The 20,766-nt window shown below is 74.5% G+C and carries 18 protein-coding genes and 1 pseudogene; 8 read left to right on the plus strand and 11 right to left on the minus strand.

Annotated features, from left to right (window positions below):
• Positions 1-11: 11 nt before the first annotated feature.
• Positions 12-668: a hypothetical protein gene (locus ACH4T9_RS25855; protein WP_396673934.1), complete on the minus strand. Its 657-nt coding sequence runs from the start codon at positions 666-668 to the stop codon at positions 12-14.
• Between the two features lie 132 nt (positions 669-800).
• On the opposite strand from ACH4T9_RS25855, the gene ACH4T9_RS25860 reads away from it, so the two are divergent.
• From ACH4T9_RS25860 to ACH4T9_RS25880, 5 genes are all read left to right on the plus strand, one after another.
• On the plus strand, positions 801-1,463 hold the full coding sequence (locus ACH4T9_RS25860) for a response regulator transcription factor (RefSeq protein WP_396673935.1): 663 nt from the start codon (positions 801-803) through the stop codon (positions 1,461-1,463).
• Positions 1,464-1,507: 44 nt separating this feature from the next.
• Positions 1,508-2,725, plus strand: a complete 1,218-nt coding sequence (locus ACH4T9_RS25865; protein WP_396673936.1) for a sensor histidine kinase — start codon at positions 1,508-1,510, stop codon at positions 2,723-2,725.
• A gap of 282 nt (positions 2,726-3,007) precedes the next feature.
• Complete coding sequence (locus ACH4T9_RS25870; protein WP_396673937.1) at positions 3,008-3,415, plus strand: YciI family protein; 408 nt, start codon at positions 3,008-3,010, stop codon at positions 3,413-3,415.
• A gap of 8 nt (positions 3,416-3,423) precedes the next feature.
• Entirely contained in the window at positions 3,424-4,590 is a 1,167-nt protein-coding gene (locus ACH4T9_RS25875) for an RNA polymerase sigma factor (protein WP_396674067.1), read from the plus strand.
• A 643-nt stretch (positions 4,591-5,233) separates the two neighbouring features.
• Positions 5,234-6,271, plus strand: a complete 1,038-nt coding sequence (locus ACH4T9_RS25880) for a helix-turn-helix domain-containing protein (RefSeq protein WP_396673938.1) — start codon at positions 5,234-5,236, stop codon at positions 6,269-6,271.
• Between the two features lie 306 nt (positions 6,272-6,577).
• Here the strand turns inward: ACH4T9_RS25880 and ACH4T9_RS25885 are convergent, their stop codons facing one another.
• The 8 genes and pseudogenes from ACH4T9_RS25885 to ACH4T9_RS25920 all read right to left on the minus strand — a co-directional run.
• The gene (locus tag ACH4T9_RS25885; RefSeq protein WP_396673939.1) at positions 6,578-7,561 is read right to left on the minus strand and encodes a DNA topoisomerase IB; all 984 of its coding nucleotides are present in this window, start codon (positions 7,559-7,561) and stop codon (positions 6,578-6,580) included.
• Positions 7,545-8,543 (minus strand): glycosyltransferase family 9 protein, encoded by a 999-nt coding sequence (locus ACH4T9_RS25890; protein WP_396673940.1) that lies wholly within the window; start codon positions 8,541-8,543, stop codon positions 7,545-7,547. The genes ACH4T9_RS25885 and ACH4T9_RS25890 overlap by 17 nt, the downstream gene beginning before the upstream one ends.
• Positions 8,540-9,226 carry an SDR family oxidoreductase gene (locus ACH4T9_RS25895; RefSeq protein ID WP_396674068.1) on the minus strand — a complete coding sequence of 229 codons (687 nt, stop codon included), beginning with the start codon at positions 9,224-9,226 and terminating at the stop codon, positions 8,540-8,542. The genes ACH4T9_RS25890 and ACH4T9_RS25895 overlap by 4 nt, the downstream gene beginning before the upstream one ends.
• An 11-nt stretch (positions 9,227-9,237) precedes the next feature.
• Positions 9,238-10,740, minus strand: coding sequence for a PfkB family carbohydrate kinase (locus tag ACH4T9_RS25900; protein WP_396673941.1), 1,503 nt, complete (start codon positions 10,738-10,740; stop codon positions 9,238-9,240).
• Positions 10,741-10,752: 12 nt separating this feature from the next.
• Positions 10,753-11,511 (minus strand): SIS domain-containing protein, encoded by a 759-nt coding sequence (locus ACH4T9_RS25905; RefSeq protein ID WP_396673942.1) that lies wholly within the window; start codon positions 11,509-11,511, stop codon positions 10,753-10,755.
• On the minus strand, positions 11,511-12,728 hold the full coding sequence (locus ACH4T9_RS25910) for a glycosyltransferase (protein ID WP_396673943.1): 1,218 nt from the start codon (positions 12,726-12,728) through the stop codon (positions 11,511-11,513). Before ACH4T9_RS25910 ends, ACH4T9_RS25905 begins: the two co-directional genes overlap by 1 nt.
• Entirely contained in the window at positions 12,713-13,687 is a 975-nt protein-coding gene (locus ACH4T9_RS25915; RefSeq protein ID WP_396673944.1) for a glycosyltransferase, read from the minus strand. The genes ACH4T9_RS25910 and ACH4T9_RS25915 overlap by 16 nt, the downstream gene beginning before the upstream one ends.
• 80 nt (positions 13,688-13,767) lie before the next feature.
• Positions 13,768-15,438, minus strand: a pseudogene (locus tag ACH4T9_RS25920) (HAD-IIIA family hydrolase); the annotation flags it as partial.
• Positions 15,439-15,592: 154 nt separating this feature from the next.
• Between ACH4T9_RS25920 and ACH4T9_RS25925 the strand changes: the two are divergent.
• Positions 15,593-16,021 carry an SRPBCC family protein gene (locus ACH4T9_RS25925; protein WP_396673945.1) on the plus strand — a complete coding sequence of 143 codons (429 nt, stop codon included), beginning with the start codon at positions 15,593-15,595 and terminating at the stop codon, positions 16,019-16,021.
• 120 nt (positions 16,022-16,141) lie between these two features.
• Positions 16,142-16,909, plus strand: coding sequence for a polyprenol monophosphomannose synthase (locus tag ACH4T9_RS25930; RefSeq protein ID WP_350882260.1), 768 nt, complete (start codon positions 16,142-16,144; stop codon positions 16,907-16,909).
• 93 nt (positions 16,910-17,002) lie between these two features.
• Here the strand turns inward: ACH4T9_RS25930 and ACH4T9_RS25935 are convergent, their stop codons facing one another.
• The gene (locus tag ACH4T9_RS25935; protein WP_396673946.1) at positions 17,003-18,607 is read right to left on the minus strand and encodes a phytoene desaturase family protein; all 1,605 of its coding nucleotides are present in this window, start codon (positions 18,605-18,607) and stop codon (positions 17,003-17,005) included.
• 72 nt (positions 18,608-18,679) lie between these two features.
• On the opposite strand from ACH4T9_RS25935, the gene ACH4T9_RS25940 reads away from it, so the two are divergent.
• Positions 18,680-20,113, plus strand: a complete 1,434-nt coding sequence (locus ACH4T9_RS25940) for an aldehyde dehydrogenase family protein (RefSeq protein WP_396673947.1) — start codon at positions 18,680-18,682, stop codon at positions 20,111-20,113.
• A gap of 81 nt (positions 20,114-20,194) precedes the next feature.
• Here ACH4T9_RS25940 and ACH4T9_RS25945 read toward each other — a convergent pair whose 3' ends face one another.
• The gene (locus ACH4T9_RS25945; RefSeq protein ID WP_396673948.1) at positions 20,195-20,596 is read right to left on the minus strand and encodes a ChaB family protein; all 402 of its coding nucleotides are present in this window, start codon (positions 20,594-20,596) and stop codon (positions 20,195-20,197) included.
• Positions 20,597-20,766: the final 170 nt, after the last annotated feature.

The raw sequence follows: 20,766 nt of genomic DNA on the forward strand, positions 1-20,766 counted from the left end.
GCTCGCCCCGCCTAGGAGTTCGCGCCATCGATGATGCGGGAGTACAGTTCCTCGCTCCAGGCTGCGTCGAACGCGCCCGTGAAGTTCGGGGCAACGAACGTACCCTTCTTGTCGCCGGCCGGCACGATCGTCCTCTTGCATGCCGCGAACATGGCGAAGAACTGTTCCTTCGTCGTCCCGGCCGGCACTGCCATCTCCGCGGACGCGCCTTCCGGGTCCGGAAAGGACGCGATGCCGTTCTCCCTGGCGCACTTCGCGAACGCACGAGACGCCTCCGCCAGGGCCGGATCGGTCCCGTCGCCGTTCCGTGGCGGCTCGTACTGGGGCACCTTCGCACGGCAGACCTTCTCGGCGGCCGCGGAGAGTTCGGCCGCTGCCGCGTCAAACTTGACCGCGCCGGGGCTGCTGTTTCCCTGAGCGGAATCAATCGAGATACCGGGTCCGACATAGCCGTCCGGTCCGACCATCACGTTCTGCACCCCTTCGGCGCGCAAACAGTCCGCGTACGCTTCCGCCGCCGCCTTCGCATCACCCTTACCCACGGGTACGTCGCCGGCGGAAGGCACCTCGGGCGTGGACGTGCAGCCGGCAAGGGTGAGAGCCGCGGCAAGCGCGGCGCCCACGACGAACAGCCTCGTCATGGCTGGCCGGTGGTCGTTGCTGAACATGGTTCGTCCTCACTGACGGGTTGCATCCCGGTGTCGCGGGATCGGTCAGGAGAAGTTCTAGACGGTCGGCGGTCAGCGAACGGTCAGCGCGTTCCTGACCGTTTCCTTACCGTCCGGCCGGACAATGGGGTGATGAGAGTGCTGATCGTGGAAGACGAGATCGACCTCGCCACGAGCCTGGCCGAGGGGCTACGCGCCGATGGGTACACGGTCGACGTCGCTCACGACGGCGCGACCGCGCTCAGCCGGATTCAGCTCAGCGATCCGGAGGTGATGGTGCTGGACCGCAACCTGCCCATCCTCGACGGTGACACCGTCTGCCGGACCCTGTCGGCCATGCGCCACCCCGTACGCATTCTCATGCTGACCGCCGCCGCCGGACTTGACGACCGCGTCGAAGGCCTGGACCTCGGGGCGGACGACTACCTGACGAAACCCTTCGCCTACCGTGAGCTGACCGCCCGCATCAACGCCCTCGCCCGCCGGCTCGACCCCGGCGACACCTCCCGCAGCGTTGCGGACCTCATCGTGGACACTGCTGGGCAGAAGGTGACCCGGCGTGGAATACCGGTGCGCCTCAGCACCAAGGAGTATGCGGTACTCGAAGCCCTTGTGGTGGCAAACGGAGGTCTCGTGACCTATCGGCAGCTCATCGACCATGCCTGGGACGAGGACTACGACACCGAACGCGCCGCCGTGAAGATGGTCGTCTACGCCCTCCGCCGTAAGCTCGGCACACCGGACCTGATTGTCGCTGAGCATGGACGCGGTTATCGAATCGAGGCCCCGTCATGAGTCGCCGGACGCCCCGCCTGCACAGCTTCCGCACCCGACTCACGGTGACCTTCACCGCAGCGTTTCTCACCGCCGGAATCGTCCTGCTCGCCGTCGTCTATATCGCTGTGGCTCACCTGTTCGACACCGCTCAGCACGGCGGGGTCAATGAGTTCATCGGCACCGACGGCACAGTGGTTGCTTGGCAGAGCGGCGACCCGCTACTCGAACCGGGTTCCGTCACGTACCCCGGCGAGCTGCCAACGGGGGGAATCCAAGGAGTTATTGATCGGACCCAGATCACGCTTCGCGACGACATACTCGCCGGCCTTGTGTGGTGGTGCCTGGGAATCCTCGCCGTCTTCGCCGTCTTCGCTGCTTTCGCCGCATCCAGGCTCTCCCGCGCCGCCCTCACCCGGATCGCCGACATCACCTCATCCGCCCGTTCCATCACCCAACACCAACTCGACGCACGACTGAACCTGCCCGGCCCGACCGACGAGATCAAGGAACTCGGCGACACGATCGACCAGATGCTCGACCGGCTCGAAGATTCCTTCGCCCGGCAACGCGAGTTCATCGCCAACGCATCCCATGAACTCCGTACCCCGGTCGCCACGGCCCGCACGGCCCTCGAAATCCCCCTCGAACAGGGACGGGTCCCAACCCAACTCGAACCTGCCGTCACCCGCGCGCTCACCGCGACCAAGCGCAGCGAGACCATCCTCAACGCCCTTCTGGATCTCGCCCGCGCCGAGACTTCCCGGCTGGGGAAACCAGAGCCGGTCGACTTGGCTGCGGCAATCCGCGAAGCCCTGACCGACCTCGACGGGCTGATCGTCACCCGCGGCCTGGACATCACCGTCGAAACAACGGACAGGCCGCTCACCGCTGACAAGACGCTGATCGAACAGTTCCTTCGCAATGCCATCATCAACGCCGTGCGACACAACATCGACAAAGGTCAGGTCAACATCCGAACCCTGGCCCACGCCGGCGGCATCGACATCACCATCTCAAACACCGGGGAGTCCATCGATCCCGACACGATCGACGATCTCACCGCACCCTTCAACCACGGCAAAACCACTCGGCTCGCACAAGAGCAGAACCCGGGCTACGGGCTGGGCCTGGCCATCATGAAGCGCATAATCGAACGCCACAACGGCATACTGACCATCACCCCCCGAGAGGACGGCGGCCTCGTCGTCCATGCCCACGTACCGGACCTCGCCCGCCAGCCGCGCAGAGACTGGTCACGCCGAAGTCGAGCGTGCAGCTGAAGTTCCGCCAGGCGACATGTGGCTGGCCGTAGGCATCGCGCACGCCATGTGGAGCAGCCACTGACCCGCTCGACACCTGGCGCGCCACCGCCTGCACCCCGGGCCACCTCGAACAGACGATCACCGCCATGGCCGACGCCCCACCGGTGCCAGAGGCTTCCCCGACAGGTTCACCTACGGAACCGAAAGAATCCGGACGGCGATGTCGAGATTCCGGGACTGGCTTCGTCCCCGAGGTGAACACGACCAAAATGGGTCGCACCAGCACCGAGGAGAAACACGATGGCCAAATATTTGCTGCTCAAGCACTACCGTGGCGCCCCGGCTGCGGTCAACGACGTGCCCATGGACCGGTGGACGCCGGAGGAGATCTCGGCCCACATGCAGTACATGAACGACTTCGCGGCCCGGCTCGAGAAGACCGGCGAGTTCGTAGACGGTCAGGCACTCGCCCCCGAGGGGACGTTCGTCCGGTACGACGGCGAGGGCCGCCCGCCGGTCACCGACGGCCCGTTCGCCGAGACCAAGGACCTCATCGCCGGCTGGATGGTGATCGACGTCGACAGCTACGAGCGCGCCGTCGAGCTGGCCGGTGACCTGTCGGCCGCCCCCGGGGCGGGCGGGAAGCCGATCCACGAGTGGCTCGAGGTGCGCCCGTTCCTGACCGCGCCGCCCACCATCACGGAGTGACCTCGCAGGTGTTCGAGGTCCTGCTCCGGAGCCTCACGCCGAACGTGCTCGGAATCCTCGTCCGCCGCGGAGCCGACTTCGCGGCGGCCGAGGACGCCGTGCAGGACGCGCTGGTCGAGGCGGTACGCGTCTGGCCGGCGGACCCGCCTCGGGACCCGAAGGGCTGGCTGGTCACCGTGGCCTGGCGCCGGTTCCTCGACGCGACCCGCGCGGACGCCGCCCGCCGCCGGCGTGAGGACCTCGTCGACGAGGAGCCGGCGCCCGGGCCCGGGCCCACGGTGGACGACACGCTCCAGCTCTACTTCCTGTGTGCCCACCCGTCGCTGACGCCGTCGTCCGCGGTCGCGCTCACGCTGCGCGCCGTCGGCGGGCTGACCACCCGCCAGATCGCCCAGGCGTACCTGGTGCCCGAGGCGACCATGGCGCAGCGCATCAGCCGGGCCAAGCGCACCGTCTCCGGCGTGCGGCTGGACCAGCCCGGCGGCGTCGCCACCGTGCTGCGCGTCCTCTACCTGGTCTTCAACGAGGGTTACTCCGGCGACGTCGACCTCGCCGCCGAGGCCATCCGGCTCACCCGGCAACTCGCGGCCGCGTTCGACCACCCCGAGGTGGCGGGGCTGCTCGCCCTCATGCTGCTCCACCACGCCCGGCGCGCCGCCCGGACCGCACCCGACTGCAGCCTGGTGCCGCTCGCCGAGCAGGACCGCCGCCGGTGGGACACCAAGTCGATCGCCGAGGGCGTCGAGATCCTCCAGGCGGCCCTCGCCCGCGACCGGCTGGGCGATTTCCAGGCCCAGGCCGCCATCGCGGCACTCCACGCTGACGCGCCCACCGCCGAGGAGACCGACTGGGTGCAGATCGTCGAGTGGTACGACGAGCTCGCGCGCCTGACCGACAGCCCGGTCGTCCGGCTCAACCGCGCGGTGGCCGTCGGCCAGGCCGACGGACCGCGCGCCGGCCTGGCGGCGCTCGCGGCGCTCAACGAGTCACTGCCCCGCCACGCCGCGGTGGCCGCGCACCTCCACGAGCGCGACGGCGACCTGGCGACGGCGGCACGCCTGTACGCCGAGGCAGCCCAGAAGGCACCCAACCTCGCCGAACGGGACCACCTGACGCGCCAAGCCGCCCGGCTCAACGCCCTCCTTCTGCCGCCGACCGGCTTCCCCGGTGCGTGACGGGCGTTGTCGCTCCACGCGTGGCTTGCCGAGTTTGCCGCTACCTCGCCACGATCGGTTACCCGATCGGCGGTGGCTCCCGGCGATCCGCAGCCGCGTGCGGTGATGTACTCAGCGTGGGAGAGCTGATCGACCAGGCGGCCGAGATCGCCGAGCGGATCGGCGAGGGCCAGGACCGCCACGGGGCCAGCTTCGGGCCCACGACGGCCGAGTTGGCCCGGGTGGTGGCGGTGGAGTGGCGGTCGCCTGGCATGAAGGCGTCGGGCGCGGCGGGTGGGGGCGGTTGCCGGTCGAGCACCGCGCCTCACCGCCCCAGCACCGCCGTGTGTCGGCCTCCCGCAGTTTCACGGAAAGAGTGGCCTCCGGACGCGAAATGACCACTCTTTCCGTGAAAGTGCGTGGATCTTGCCCCTCCTCGCGGAGCCGCGGCAGAGCCGCGGTTCGGTAGCGAGGTACGGCGGCCGGGCCAGTCGGCACGTGAACGGAACGAACCGTCGTGGGGCTCCGGTGGCGGCCCGGCCGCTCTTTGTGTCGACAATGGAGCCCTGCCACGGACGGGGAGGTGGGCGATGGACGCGCCGACCGACGGTGAGAGGCGGCCGGCCGCGTCGCCCGGCACGGGCACCACACGGGGAGGTCGGTGATGGGCACGCTGCGGGCCGAGACGGTGGACACGGCGACGCTGCCGCCGGCCGAGCGGTGGCCCTTCTGGGTCGACATGTCGGCACGGGTCTCCGCGCCGATCGCGTTCGCCAGCGACCACGCGGCCGACTTCCGGGGCCGCGCCCGGCTGGTCGACCTGGGCGGTGGGATCCAGCTGACCCGGTTCCGCTACCAGTCCCTGATCGGGCGGCGGACCGCCCGACTGATCCGCCAGGCCGACCCGGAGGTCTACCAGATCCCGCTGACGGTCGCCGGCACCAGCGCGATCAGCGCCCGGCGCCGGGACACCGCGATGGGCAGCGGTGACTTCGCGCTCATCGACTGGGGCCGGCCGCACGACATCATGCACGCCAGCCGGCAACACGGCCGGGAGGACGCCGCCTCGGCCACCGTGGTCATCTCCAGGGCGCTGCTGCCGCTGGACGCGGACAAGGTCGACCGGCTCTCGGCGGTGCGGATCTCGGGCACGCAGGGGCCCGGCGCGCTGCTCGCCCAGCACCTGCACAGGATCACCCGTCATCCCGAGCAGTTCCGCGCCACCGACGCCCCACACCTCGCCGACGTCACCCTCACCCTGGTCTCCCTGCTGCTCGCCCGCCACCTCGACGCCGAGGCCGCCCTCCCCACCGAGATGCGCCAACAGGTCCTGCTCACCCAGGTACGCGACTTCGTCGAGCGCCATCTCGGCGACCCGGACCTGTCCCCCCAGTCCGTCGCCGACGCCCACCACGTCGCCCTGCGCACCCTGCACCGCCTCTTCGCCGACCAGGACGAATCCGTCAGCGGCGTCATCCGCCGACGCCGCCTCGAACGCTGCCGCCGCGACCTCGCGGACCCGCTCCTGCGCGACCAGACCGTCCAGGCCATCGGGGCGCGTTGGGGCTTCCGCGACAAGACCCACTTCAGCCGCGCCTTCCGCGCCGCGTACGGCACCAGCCCGCGCGCCTTCCGGGAGAGCCGGTGGCAGGAGACGGGCCGGCCCGACCGGCCCACGGCCGGTGCCGCACCGCCGGAGTGACCCGTACCACCCGCCGGGGCGCTTACCCGGACGCACCGCCCGCAACGGCACGGATCGTCAACCTCCCGGCGTCCACTGTCAACTCGGTTCCGCCGCCGCCCACCGATACTGGGGCGGGCCGGCGAGCGGGACCACCGCTGCGGCGGCCCACACGTAACGGGGGGCCGTGGCGAGGCGTCCGCGACCCACCGTCGCGGGCGACCGCCCGGTGCCGTCCGTCCGCGTCCCCAGCCGCGCGACGCGACGATCCCCGTGCGTCGGTCCACCGGCCCCGTCGCTCTCCCCCAGGACCGTCGACGGGGCCGGTCAGGCGTCCTCCAGCAGTTCCAGCACCCGTCGCTCCGCCTCCGCCCGGGGCGTGCCCGGTTCCACCGGGGCGACCACCCCGTCGTGGAACAGGTCGACCACCCGGGGGTCCACGTAGGAGGTACGGGCCACGGTCGCGGTGTTGCCGAGCAGCTCGGCGACCTCGCGCATCACCGCCGCCACCGCCCGCCTGCGGGCCGTGACGGAACGGGCCGGCCCGCGGGTGGCCAGCTCGGTGGCCGCCAGCACGGTGGCGTGCCAGGTGCGGAAGTCCTTCGCGGTCATCTCACCGCCGCTGGCGGCGCGCAGGTACTCGTTGACCTCGTCGCTGCGCACGTCCCGCCAGTCCCGGCCGTCCCAGTAGCCGAACAGCCGCTCGGCCCTGCGCCGCCGGCGGCGCAGGTTAATCAGCACCCGGCACAGCTCCGGGTCCTCGATCCGCCGCACCTGGTCGATGCCGCCCTTGGCGGGGAACTCGAACACCACGCAGCCCCGCCGGCTGCGGGCGTGCTCCGGGCGCAGGGTGGAGACGCCGAAAGTGGCGTCGTCGCCGACCGCGTACTGGTCGCTGCCGACCCGGAACATTCCCATGTCGAGCAGGCGGGCGACCGTGGCGAGCACCCGGTCCCGGTTCAGCCCGTGGCCGGACAGGTCGCGCTCCACCCGCTCGCGCAGCACCGGGAGCCGGTGGGCGACCTCCAGCACGTGGTCGAACTTCGCCTCGTCCCGGTTGCGCCGCCACTGCGGGTGGTAGAGGTACTGCTTGCGGCCGGCGGCGTCGATCCCGGTGGCCTGGATGTGCCCGTTGTGGTGCGGCGAGATCCACACCTCCCGCCAGGCCGGCGGGATCACCAGGTCCCGCAGCCGGGGCAGCTCGCCGGGCTCGCGGACCGGCTCGCCCCTGGGGTCGAGGAAGGTCCAGCCCCTGCCGCTTCGCCGGCGGCCGTATCCCGGCCTGCCCGGATCGCTACGCCGTAACCGCACCGGAGATCCGCACCGCCCGTTCCGCGTCGTCCACGGCCGCCAGCACCTCGTCGAGGCAGACGGCCGCCAGTGTCGAATCGGTTGTTACCCCATCGAACACCGTCCAATCGCCCCGCGCTCCGGAAGACCGGACGGCGGGCCGGTCGCGCGGGCCACCGTCGCCGTGCCAGAGCACCCGATGCCACGGGCGGTCCGGCGGCGGCCCCCACCGCGCCGGCGCGACGGGGCCGAAGAGCACCACCGACGCGGTGCCGTACCCGGTGGCGAGGTGGGCGACGCCGGTGTCCCCGCTGACCACCAGCCGGGCGTGGGCGACGAGGGCGGCGAGGTCGCCGAGGTCCGTGCGGCCGGCGAGCACCGCGTCCGGTGCGAGCCCCCCGTGGTACGCCACCCACCCGGCCAGCTCCCGCTCACCCGCCGAGCCGGTGACCACCACCCGGTGTCCCCGGCCGGTCAACTCCCGGGCCAGCGCCGCGAACCGCCGGGCCGGCCAGCGCTTGGCCGCGACCTTGCTGCCGGGGTGCACCACCGTCGTCCCGGTCGGCACGCCGCCGGGCGCGGGACGGCACAGGGCGAGGTCGGCGCGATCGGCGTGGAGGCCGTACCAGCCGAGCAGGCGGCACCACCGGTTGACCTCGTGCTCGTCGGCCCGCCAGTCGGGGCCGTCGGCGTGGCAGGCGTCGGGACTGGCGAAGGCGAGCAGCCGGCCGGGGCGGGTGGCGGCCAGCACACGGTGCGACCGGGGGCCACGGCCGTGCAGGTTGACCGCCAGCTCCGGCGGCGGCCCGGACCACCCCAGGTTCCCCAGGCCGTCCGCCGGCACCAGGCGGTCGACGCCGCCGACCAGGTCGACCAGGGGAGCCAGCCAGCGCGGGGCGGCCAGGGCCAGCTCCCGGTCGGGGTACGCGGCGCGCAGGGCACGCAGCGCCGGCACCCCGGTGGCGAGGTCGCCGACGCCGAGCGCCCGGAGCACGAGGATCACGGGTACGACGACTCCCGCTCGGCGCAGACCACCAGCTCGCGGACGGCGCTGCCGGGCGGTTGGGACAGGGCGAACATGACGGCGGCGGCGGTGTCGGCGGGTTCGTTCAGGTTGGCGTCCGGGCCGGGTCGGTACTGCGCGTCCCGCTCGTCGAAGAAGGCGGTGCGCATCCCGCCGGGGACGAGCAGGGTGACGCCGACCGCCCCGGCCAGCTCGGCGGCGAGGGCGCGGGTGAAGCCGACCACGCCGAACTTCGCGGCGCAGTACGCGGTGGCGTCGCTGACGGCCTTCACGCCGAGGGTGGAGGCGACCGTGACGACGTTGCCCCGCGACTCCTCCAGCCAGGGCAGGGCCGCCCGGATCACCGCGGCGGTGGCGAGCAGGTCGACGGCGATGATCCGGTCCCAGGTCTCCCCGGGCACGTCGGCGAGCCGGCCGGGCACGTCGATGCCGGCGGCGGTGACGACGGCGTCGAGGCCCCCGGAGCGCTCGGCGAGCCGCCGGGTGGCCGCCTCGGCGGCGCGGGTGTCGGCCAGGTCGCACTCGATCCACGGCACCCCGTCGGCCGGGGCGTTGCGGTCCAGCACCAGCGGCCGGCCGCCGGCCCGGGCCACGGCCGTCACCACGGCCGCCCCCAACCCGCTCGACCCGCCCGTCACCAGGACGGTCGGCCCCGTCCCCACAGCGTTGCCGGTCATCGTGCCCCCTTCGCCGCCGCGACGTCCACGCCCACCGCCACGCCCGGCGGCGGCCCGGGCACCCGGTCGCCGGACCCGGGCGTCCCGCCACCGGCGCGGGCGGCGGCGATCATGTCGGTGGTGGAGCGCCCGTCGAGGTACGGCACGACCACCGTGTGCCCGCCCCAACGGCTCAACAGCTCCGCCTCGGGCAGCCCCGGCTCGCCGCCACCGGTGGCGTAGTCGCCGCCCTTGACCCAGATGTCGGGGCGCAGCCAGGTCAGGGCCGCCTGCGGGGTGGGCTCGTCGAAGACCAGCACCGCGTCGACGCAGCCCAGCGCCGCCAGCAGCCGGCCACGGTCGCCCTGCGGCACCACCGGCCGGTCCGGCCCCTTCAGCCCCGTCACGCCGGCGTCGGAGTTGAGGCAGACGACCAGGCAGTCACCGAGCCGGCGGGCCGCCTCCAGGGTGGCCACGTGCCCGGCGTGCAGCAGGTCGAAGCACCCGCCGGTGGCGACGACCGTGCCGCCGGCCGCGCGGACCGCCGCGACCACCGCGGCGGCGGCGCCCACCCCGACCCGGTCGCCGCCGCCGAGGCGGGACCCGGTCGCCGGGACCGTCCGGGCCGGTGGCGGCAGGGCCGTGGCCACTCCCCCGGCCGCGACGTACGCCGACGCCTCGGTGACCGCCGCCTGCACCGCCTCGGAGACCAGCGCGCCCCGGGACAGGGCGATGCTGGCGGTCGCGGCGAACCGGTCGCCCGCACCGCAGGTGTCCCCCTCGGCGCTGGCCGGGGCGGGCACCACCAGCGGCGTCGACCCGGCGTGGCAGAGCAGCGCCCCGTCGCCGCCCAGGGTGACGGTGACCGCGCCGGCCCGCCAGCGCCGGCGCAGCTCCTGCGCGCCCCGGGACGCGGTGGCCAGCCGGGACGCGCCCGGTCCGGTCTTCACCAGCTCGCGCACCTCCGACTCGTTCGGGGTGGCCAGGTGCACCCCCGGCACCGCCGCCGGGCCCCGGGGGTGCGGGTCCCACACCACGGGCGCGCGGGTCGCCGCGAGCGCGCAGCGCAGGGCCGGTTGCCGGGCCACCCCCCGGCCGTAGTCGCTGACCAGCACGGCGGACGCGGAGGCGAGCAGCCGCAGGGCGGCCTCGCTCGGCTCGCCGGGCTCCCCGGCCGGGCCGCCCCGGTCGTGCCGCAGCAGCACCCGCCCCCGGGCGTGCAGCCGGATCTTCTCCGGGGTGGCGCCGCGCAGCGGCAGCGCGTACACCTGCACCCCGGCGGCGGCGAGCAGCGTGCTCAGCCGGGCCCCGCCCTCGTCGTCGGCGAGGGCGGTCACCAGGGCCACCTCGGCGCCCAACCCGGCGGCGAAGACCGCCGCCAGGCCGGCGCCGCCGGGCCGGTCCACGGCCGTCGACTCGTCGAGCACCGGCACCGGGGAGTCCGGACAGAGCCGGTTCACCACCCCCTCGACGTCCCGGTCGAGCAGGATGTCACCGACCACCACCACAGGTCCCGCCATCAGCTCGCCTCCTCAGCCCGCCTCGACCTGCCGGCCGGCCTCGCCGTCCAGCACCACCTCGACCCCGGCACGCACCGGCCGGTCCGGCCCGCCGGCCACGCCCACCGCCGGCACCACGCCGCCCGGGCCACGCTCGCCCGCCGCCGCGAGGGCTGCGGGGAGCACCCGGTCGACGTACTCGCAGAGCACATGGACGGAGACCAGATGCAGCTCCTGGACCACCTGGCTGTCCGGCGAGTCGATGGCGATGGCGTCGTGGCAGGCGTCGGCGAGGGGGTTGGGGGTGGGACCGGTGAGGGCCCAGCAGCGCAGGCCGGCCTCGATGGCGGCGCGGGCCGCGGCGAGGAGGTTGGCGCTGGCGCCGCTGGTGGACATGAGCAGGAGGATGTCGTCCCGCCGGCCGTGGGCACGGACCTGACGGGCGAAGGTGTGGTCGTAGCCGTAGTCGTTGGCGATGGCGGTGAGGGCGGAGGTCTCCGCGTGCAGGGCGATGGCGGAGAGGGGTTGCCGGTCGTCGCGGAGCTTGCCGACGAGTTCGGCGGTGAGGTGTTGGGCCTCTGCGGCGCTGCCGCCGTTGCCGGCCACCAGCAACCGGCCGCCGGCGGCGAGCCGGTGCGCCAGTTCCCCGCCCCACCGGGCCAGCACCTCCTCCGACCTGCGGTACGGCAGCAGGGCCGCGGCCAGGTTGGCCAGGTGCCCGTCGAGCACCGAAGGGGCGGCCGGGCCGGCGGGACCGGGCTGGCCGGCGGGACCGGGCGGCGCGGCGGCCATCAGGCGACCACCCGGGTGGGCCGACGCACCGCCGCCACCTGGCCGTACACGTCGGTGAGCCGCTCGGCCGTGGCCGCCCAGGAGTAGCTGCGCCGGGCCCGGTCACGGGCCGCCCCGGCGTAGGAGAACCGGCGGATCCGGTCGTCGAGCAGCCGCCGGATCGTGACGCCCAGCGCGCGCGGGTCCCGGGCCGGCACCAGGTCGCCGGTCACCCCGTGGAGCACGGTGTCGGTCAGCCCGCCGACGGCCGTGCCGACCACGGGCACCCCGCACGCCATCGCCTCCAACGGGGTCAGCCCGAACGGCTCGTACCAGGGGGCGGCCACCAGCACGTCGGCGGAGCGGTACCAGCGGCTCATCTCCTCGCGGGGCACCGCCCCGACCAGCGTCACCCGGTCGGCCACCCCGCTGGACTCCGCGAGGGCCCGCAGCCGCCGGGCGTGCGGGTCGGTCTCCAGCAGCCCCTCCGGCGGGCCGCCCACCACCACGCACTCGGCGTCCGGCACCAGCGGCATCGCGCGGATCACGTCCTGGAAGCCCTTGCGCTCCACCAGGCGGCCCACGGTGAGCAGGCGGGCCCGCCCCGGGTCCCGCTCGACGGCCGGTCCGAGCGGCGTGAACGTCCCGAGGTTGACCCCGGACGGGACGACGGTGATCCGGGACCGGGGCACCCCGAGCCGGACCAGCTCGCCGACCTCGTCCTGGCACTGGGCGACCACCCGGTCGACGGCCCGGCCCAGTTCCCGCTCGTGGGCGATCCGACGGGGCGGGCTGGTGTCCTGGACGCCCTGGTGGCGGCGCTTCACCGCGCCGAGGGCGTGGTACGTCTGCACCACCGGCACCCCGGTCTGCCGGCCGGCGGCCAGCGCGGCCAGGCCGCTCATCCAGAAGTGGGCGTGGATCACCTCGGGCGTCCAGTCCCCGGGGCGCCACCAGTCGACCAGCCGACGACCGAACGCCCGCATGTGTGGCAGCAGCGCGTCCTTGGCGACCGGCTCGGCCGGACCGGCCGGCACGTGCACCACGTCGTACCCGTCCGGGCTGCGGACCGTCACCGGCAGGTCCACCGCGTCCCGACGGGTGTACACCCGCACGTCGTGACCGGCGGCCGCGAGCGCGGCGGAGAGCTCCGCGACATGCGTGTTCTGGCCGCCGGCGTCCTCGCCGCCGAGGACGGCGAGCGGGCTGGCGTGCTCCGAGATCATCGCGATGCGCATACTTCCTCCTCCAGCAGCCGGTCCCAGTCAGCGAGGAAACGGTCCAGGCCGTAGCGGTCCCGGGCGGCCCGCCGGGCCGCCGCGCCCGCCCGGCGGGCGGCCGGCGGGTCGTCGAGGAACCGACGGGTCGCCGCCAGCAGGTCGTCGACGCGGGTGGAGAGCGCGCCGGCCTCCGGCGGCACCGCCACCACCGCCTCGGTGGTGGCCAGCGCGACGACCGGCATGCCGATGCTCATCGCCTCGATCAGGCTGAGCCCGAGCGAGGTCCACCGGCACAGGTGCAGGTACGCCCGCCGCCGGGCCAGCTCGGCGTGCATCCGGTCCTGCGGCACGTCGTCGTGGCTGGTGACCCGGTCGGCGGGCAGCCCCAGCCGGTCGGCCAGCCCGGCGACCCCCATGCCGAAGACGTCCAGCGGGGCGAGGGCGGCGAACCGGGGCAGCAGGTCGGTGCCGGTGACCCGCCAGCGGCGTACCGGCTCGTTGATGACGACGGCGAGCCGGTCGAGTTCGCCGGTCCACTCGACGTCCGGGGCGACGATGCCGTGCTCGACGACGGTGCTGCGGGTGCCGCCGTTGTCCCAGAAGAGCTGGTTGAATCCGGTGACGTGGACGAGCAGCAGGTCGTCGCGGTCGGCCATCGGGTGACGGGTGTTGGGCACGTCCCCCTTGGGGGTGTTGTGCTCGACGTAGACGGCCGGCACGTCCCGGCCGACCCGGCGGCCGAGCCACTCCGAGGCCAGGTCGAACTCCTCGGGGCGCTGGAGGACCACCACGTCCACCTCGGCCCGGCGCAGCTCGGCCGGGGTGACCTCGACGGCCCCGGCGGGCCACGGGTAGGTGCGGGCCCGGCCGAGGCCGTAGGGGCCCCGGTCGGGGGTGACCGGTACCAGGTAGCGGTGCCGGCCGTGCACGAAGGACGTGGCCCAGGAGCCGTGCACGTGCCAGACCAGGACGTTCATCGGCCGCTCCCGCCACCGGCCGGCACGGCGAACGCCGGCGACCCGCCCGCCGTGGCGTCGGCGCCGGCCACGCCGCCGGCTCCGGCCGTGGCGGCGGCGCGGGCGGCCCCCGCCGTGGGCACGCCGAGGAGCCGGACCGCGTCGAGGACCGCTGCCGGGTCGACCCCGGCGAGGCAGGGGTGCCCGGCGACCGGGCAGCCCGTCGAGCGGGTGTCACGGCAGGGGGCGTCGGCGTCGCCGAGTCGGACGGTCGGCACCCGGTAGGGCCCCCACTGCCCGAACGGGACGGTCGGGGCGAACAGGCTGACCACGGGGATGCCGAGCGCGGCGGCGAGGTGGGCGGGGCCGGTGTTGCCGACGACGAGGGCGCCGGCGTCGGCGATGACCCCGGCCAGTTCGGCGAGTCCGGTACGTCCGCCGAGGTCGGTGCCCCCGGCGGCGGCGACCCGGGCGGTCAGTCCCCGCTCGCCGGGCCCGCCGGTGACCACCACCCGGTGACCGGCGTCGGCGAGCACCCGGACGATCCGGGCGGCCAACTCCGGCGGGCAGGCCCGGGCCGAGGCCGACGAGCCGGGGTGCACGACCACGTACCCGGGCGGGCCGAGCTGCGACGGCGCGGCCGGCACCGCGTCCCGGCGCAGGCGCAGTCGGGGTTCGTCGTCGGCGGGCAGGGCGTGACCGGCGGCGGCGGCCAACGACAGGGCCCGCTCCGGCTCCGGCACCCCCGACGGGACCCGGTGGCGCACATCCAACAGGCTCCCCGGGTAGTCGTCGCTGATCGCGGCGATCCGGGGCACCCCGGCCAGGCGCAGCAGCAGGGCCAGCGGCAGCGGCGACTGGTGGAAGCTGGTGAAGATCACCGCCTCGTCCGCCCCCACCGCCGCCAGCCGCCGCACCAGCCGACCGGTCCGCTGCGGGTCGACCGGGGCCGGGTTCGGGTCGATCCATTCCAGGGGCCACTCGACGACCTCGTCCACCCCCGGCAGCAACCCCGCCGCCGCCCGCCCCCGGGGGCCGCACAACAGCACCACCCGCCGCGCGTGCGCCGCCACCGCCCGGACCCCCGGCCCGGTCACCAGCACGTCCCCCGCCGAGTCCGACCGCACCACCAACACCGTTCCCGCCGTACGCGGCACGGCGGGAACGACGGCAGCCTGCCGGCGCAGGATCTCCTCCACCGCGGCCGGCAGCGTCGGGGCGATGTGCGGGGCGGCGGCGACCTCCTCGGCCCGGGTCATCGGCGTCGGCACCAACACCCCGGACGCGCCGGCCGCGAGGGCGGCGGTCATGTCCCGACCGATGTCCCCCACCACCACGCACCGCCCCGGAGTCGTGCCCAGATCGGCGGCGGCGGCGCGTACCAGCCCCGGCGCGGGCTTACGGCACCCACACCCGGCCCCGTCGTCGTGCGGGCACACCCGCCAGGTGTCGAACGGCCCCAGCAGCTCCTCGATCCGCGCGTGCACCCGACCCATCTGCCCGGCGGTGAAACACCCCCGGGCCAGGCCCGACTGGTTCGTCACCACCCCCAGCCGCAGCCCCGCCGCCCGCAACCGGTCGAGGGCCTCCCGCGCCCCCGGCATCGGCCGTACCTTCTCCGGCTCCCCGTTGTACGGCACGTCCTCGACCAACGTCCCGTCCCGGTCCAACAGCACAGCGTCGAACAGGACACCGCCGGGCCGACCGCGGTCAGCACCCGGGTCCACCCGGGCTGACCTGCGCCGATCCGGCTCCAACTGGTCCCGTCGCACGGGCGGCGGGTTCCCTGCGCCCCGAGGAGTAAACGTCGACCTCGGCGCGCTACCACCGCCGCGGCGGTACCCGCCGCACCGGAGAAGCTGACCCACCGGGTCGTTAGCCCCGCCCGGAGCCGGGTATGGGAGCGCAGTGGCGATTGTGGAGAAAGTGATCGGAGCATCCCCACAGCGGGTCTTCGACGTCCTCGCGGACGGCTGGACGTACAGCGACTGGGTGGTCGGCACGGTGCACGTGCGCGACGTCGACGACGCCTGGCCCCGGGTCGGCGCCCGGCTGCACCACAAGGCCGGGCCGTGGCCGTTCTCCCTCCAGGACGTCTCCACCGTGCTGGTCCACGAGCCGCCGCGCAAGCTGGTGCTCAGGGCCGGGCTGTGGCCGGCCGGCGAGGCGATCGTGGTGTTCACCCTGGAACCGGTCGGCGAGCACGCCACCCGGGTCCGCATCGGCGAGGACTTCGCCGCCGGCCCGCTGCGCTGGATCCGGAACAAGCTCAACGACCTGGTGCTGCACCAGCGCAACAAGGAGACGCTGCGCCGCCTCGCCGACATCTCGACCCGGCAGAAGTCGGACCGGTGACCGGCCGCCCAACCGGGAAACACACCACGTCACACGTGCCGGACGGGGAGCCCTTACGACAGGGAATGGGTAACTGGATACCCTCTTGGTGAACCTGTCGGCAAAGCGAGGATGTCCGTCATGATCGAACCCGTGCTGTTGCCCGAGCCGTGGCGAGACGCGCGCCTGACCGTCGTGGTCCCCACCTACAACGAGGCGGGCAACCTGCCAGTCCTGGTCGAGCGGCTCCTCGCGCTGCCGCTGCCGGGCCTGACGGTGCTGGTCGCCGACGACAACTCGCCGGACGGCACCGGCGATGTGGCCGACAAGCTGGCGCTCGAACACCCCGACCGGGTGCGGGTGGTGCACCGGGCCGGCAAGGAAGGGCTCGGCCGGGCGTACGTCGACGGAATCACCCGGGCGCTCGACGGCGGCGCCGAGTACGTGGCGCAGATGGACGCCGACCTGTCCCATCCGCCGGAGGCGCTGCCCGGCATGCTCGGTGCGCTGCTGTCCACCCGGGCGGGGGTGGTCATCGGCTCCCGCTACGTCCCCGGCGGCCAGCTCGACGAGGCGTGGCCGCTGTACCGCCGCGCGCTCAGCGGTTGGGCCAACCTCTACGTACACACGCTGCTGAGGGTGCGCATCCGCGACCTCACGGCGGGCTTCAAGATCTGGCGGGCCGACGCGCTGCGCGACATCGGCCTGGAGCGGGTGCAGTCGAACGGCTACAGCTTCCAGGTGGAGATGCACTACCTGGCCACGAAGCTCGGCCACACCATCCTGGAGGTGCCGATCCGCTTCGAGGAGCGCCGCGACGGCGACTCGAAGATGACCACCGCCACCAAGATCGAGAGCGCGCTGATGCCGTTCAAGCTGCGTACCCGGCACCGCAACATCGAGCGCTGACGGCCCGCCGCCCGGGCGTCCGAAGCGCCCGGGCCCGCGCCACCTTGTCGCCGCTCGGCCACGAGCCGGCGGGCTCCGGCGGACCGTGCGAGTTCAGCGGTAGACCGCCCGGTGAGCCGCGCCGATCACCCCGGCGTAGAGGCCGCCGGTGAGGGCCCGGTCGCGGGCCAGCGCCGCCCGGGCCGCGTTCGCGCCCGGCGCGCCGTGCACCCCGCCGCCCGGATGCGCCGAGGAGCTGGCCAGGTACAGCCGGTCCACCGGGGTGTCCGCGCGGCCCAGGCCGGGGATCGGCCGCAGGAAGAGCTGCTGGTACGCCGCGGCGGTGCCGCCGCCCAGCGCCCCGCCGACCAGGCTCGGGTCGCCCCGCTCCAGGTCCGCCGGGCCGGCGACGTGCCGCCCGACGATCCGGGCCCGGAAGCCGGGGGCGGCCGCCTCCAGCACCTCCTCCATCCGGTCCACGTGCGCGGCGACGTCCTCGGCCCGCCAGTTCCGCCGGAACGGCAGATGGGTGTACGACCAGAGCGACTCGGTCCTGGCCGGCGAGCGGCTCGGGTCGGCGACGCTCATCTGCCCGAGCAGCAGGAACGGGTCCCGGGGGATCTCGCCCCGGGACAGCTCGGCCGCGTAGCCGGTCAGGCCGTTGAGGTCGGCGCCGAGGTGCACGGTGCCGGCGGTGGCCACCGTCGGGTTGACCCACGGCACCGGCCCGGACAGCGCCCAGTCGACCTTCAGGGTGGACCCGTCCCACCGGAAGTGCGCCAGGTCCTCCACCAGCCGGGGCGGCAGCGCCGCCGAACCGACCAGGTCCAGGTAGAGCGCGGGGGCGGGCACGTCGGCCAGCACCGCGCGGCGGGCCCGCCAGGCGGTGCCGCCGACGGTGCGTACCCCCATGGCCCGGCCCCGGGCGGTGAGCACCCGGTCCACCCGGGCGTCGTAGAGGATCCGGCCGCCCCGGGCGGTGAGCCGGTCCACCAGCGCATCGGTGATCCGCTGTGCCCCGCCGACCGGCACCGGCCAGCCGACCTGCTGGCCGAGCATGGCCAGCAGCCAGCCGTACACGCCGGAGCCGGCCTCCTCCGGCGACAGGTCGGTGTGCAGGGCGCACCCGGCCAGCAGCAGGGTGCCGCCCTCGCCGTCGAACATCTCGTCGCCGAGCTTGCGCACCGGCACGACGAGGCGGCGGGCCAGCCGCAGCGCCCCACCCACCCTCAGCCGGCGCAGCAGGCCGAGCCCGCCACGCACGGGCGGGAACGGGGTGGTGATGGCCTCCAGCATCGGCCCGGCGACGTCCAGCCAGTCGGCGTACGAGCGGCGCCACCGCTCGCCGTCGCCGGGCGCGAACGCCTCCAGCGAGGCCGCCGTGGCGTCGAGGTCCCGGTTCAGCACCGCCGCCCGGCCGTCGGGCAGCAGGTGGGCCAGCACGTCGGGGGCTTGGGTCCAGGTCAAACCGTGCCGGTCCAGCTCCAGGCCGGCCAGCACCGGGGACGCGTACCCGAGGGGGTAGAAGGAGCTGTACAGGTCGCTGAGGTAGCCGGGGGCGGTCACCTCGGCCGAGCGCACCGCCCCGCCGGGCGCGCCGGTCGCCTCCAGCACCAGCACGTCCCAGCCCGCGTCGGCCAGCAGGTTGGCGGCCACCAGGCCGTTGTGGCCCGCGCCGACGACCACGGCGTCCGCCGTCTGCACCCCGGTCGAGATCATCCGATCCGGCTACCCGGCCGGTTACCGGGTGAAACGCGTTTGCGTCGGGGGGACCGGGGCATCCACCGCCGCATGTACACGGTTTCGCAGCTCATAGGTGGAGTGTGGGGCGCGGGCGGCACGGGCGGCGAGTTGGTCGTACGCGACCCGGCCGACGGCTCACCGGTCAGCACCGTGCCGGTGGCGACAACGGACGAGGTCGGCAAGGCGGTGGAGGCCGCGCGGGGCGTGGCGGCCGACTGGGCGGCGACCGCCCCGGCCGAGCGGGCGGCTGCCCTGCACCGGGCCGCGGACGCGGTCGAGGCCACGACGGAGGAACTGGCCGCGGCGGTCACCGCCGAGATGGGCAAGCCCCTGGCGGACGCCCGGGGCGGCGTCGAGGCGGGTGTCGGCACCCTGCGACAGTACGCGGAGCTGGCCCCGCTGCGCGGGGGTCGGACCCTGCTCGGCGGCGCGGACGCCATCGACTTCATGACGCCGCAGCCGCGCGGGGTGGTCGCGGCGATCACCCCGTGGAACGACCCGGTTGCGGTCGCCTGCGGGCTGCTCGGCGCGGCCCTGGTGACCGGCAACGTGGTGCTGTACAAGCCGAGCGAGCGGACCCCGGCGACCGGGTGGCTGCTGGCCAGGGCGCTGGACGGCGCGCTGCCGCCCGGGGTGCTGTCGCTGCTCACCGGGGGCGGCGAGGTCGGCGCGGCGCTGGCCGCCGGCGACGTGGACGTGGTGGCGCACGTCGGCTCCACCGCCACCGGCCGGTCGATCGCCGCGGCGGCGGCCCGGACCGGGGCCAAGGCGCTGCTGGAGAACGGCGGCAGCGACCCGCTCGTCGTCGACGCCGGCGTGGACCCGATCTGGGCGGCGGAGCAGGCGGCGCTGGGGTCGTTCGCCAACGCCGGGCAGATCTGCGTCGCGGTGGAGCGGATCTACGTGCACCGCGACGTCGCCGAGGACTTCGCCGACGCCCTGGTGCGGCGGGCCGACGCGCTGCGGACGGGACCCGGGCGGGACCCGGGGACCGAACTCGGGCCGCTGGTCGACCGGCGGCACCGGGACCACGTACACGGGCAGGTGACGGCGGCGGTGGCCGACGGGGCGCGGGTGCGCACCGGGGGCGCGCTGCCGGACGGGCCGGGGGCGTTCTACCCGGCGACCGTGGTCACCGACTGCCGGCACGACATGGCCCTGGTCCGCGAGGAGACGTTCGGCCCGGTCGCCCCGGTGGTCGTGGTGGACTCGTTCAGCGAGGCGCTGCGGTGCGCCGCCGACTCGCCGTACGGGCTGGCCGCCACGGTGCTCACCGCGTCGATGAGCCACGCCCATCGGGCCTGGCGGGAACTCCCCGTCGGCACGGTCAAGGTCAACGCCGTCTTCGGCGGCGCTCCGGGCGGCGCCGCCCAACCGCGCCGCGCCAGCGGCCAGGGCTTCGGCTACGGCCCGGAACTCCTCGACGAGTTCACCGCCACCAAGGCCGTCCACCTACAGGCCCCCGGCGGCGGCCACTGGTGAGTGACCCCCTACGCAGTGGCGCCGGGTGGTCCGGCCGCCTCGCGGCTGTCGTACCCCCGGCGCCCCTGGGCGATCGGCGGGTCAGTCGCCGCGGGCCCTGCGGGTCTGCCGGTCGTTGGCCTTCTCGATGGCCTTGACCAGTTCGGGCTTGGTCATTCGGGAACGGCCGGGGACGTCCAGCTTGCGGGCCACCCCCATCAGGTGCTCCTTGGTGGCGTTGGCGTCCACCCCGCCCGCTGTGGGGGCCCGCCGCTCCGGGCCGCCGCCGGCCGCCTGACGGTCGCTGGGTCCCTTGCGCCCCTTGGGCTCCCAGTGGTCGCCCACCTTCTCGAACTGGTGCTTCACGGCGGCGAAGGCGGTGCGGTGCGCCCGCTCCCCCTCGCCGTACGTCTCCACCGCCGAGTCGTGCGTCTTCTCCCAGGTGCGCTGCGCCTTGTCCGGGGAGCGCCGCAGCGTGCTGGGCAGTACCTCGCGCCCGGGCATGTGATTCCTCCTCCGCCTCGACTCCTTACCCACGGACTACCCACGGACCGTTCCCCCACCCCACCCACCCACCTCCCCTGCGCGCACTTTCACGGAATGTGTGGCATCGGCGCGCGCCATAGGTGCGCGCACCGGGGACAGCGGGAGGGGCGGGAGCGGCGGGTTTGGTG

The sequence above is a fragment of the Micromonospora sp. NPDC020750 genome (genome assembly GCF_044334565.1).
Classification (GTDB): domain Bacteria; phylum Actinomycetota; class Actinomycetes; order Mycobacteriales; family Micromonosporaceae; genus Micromonospora.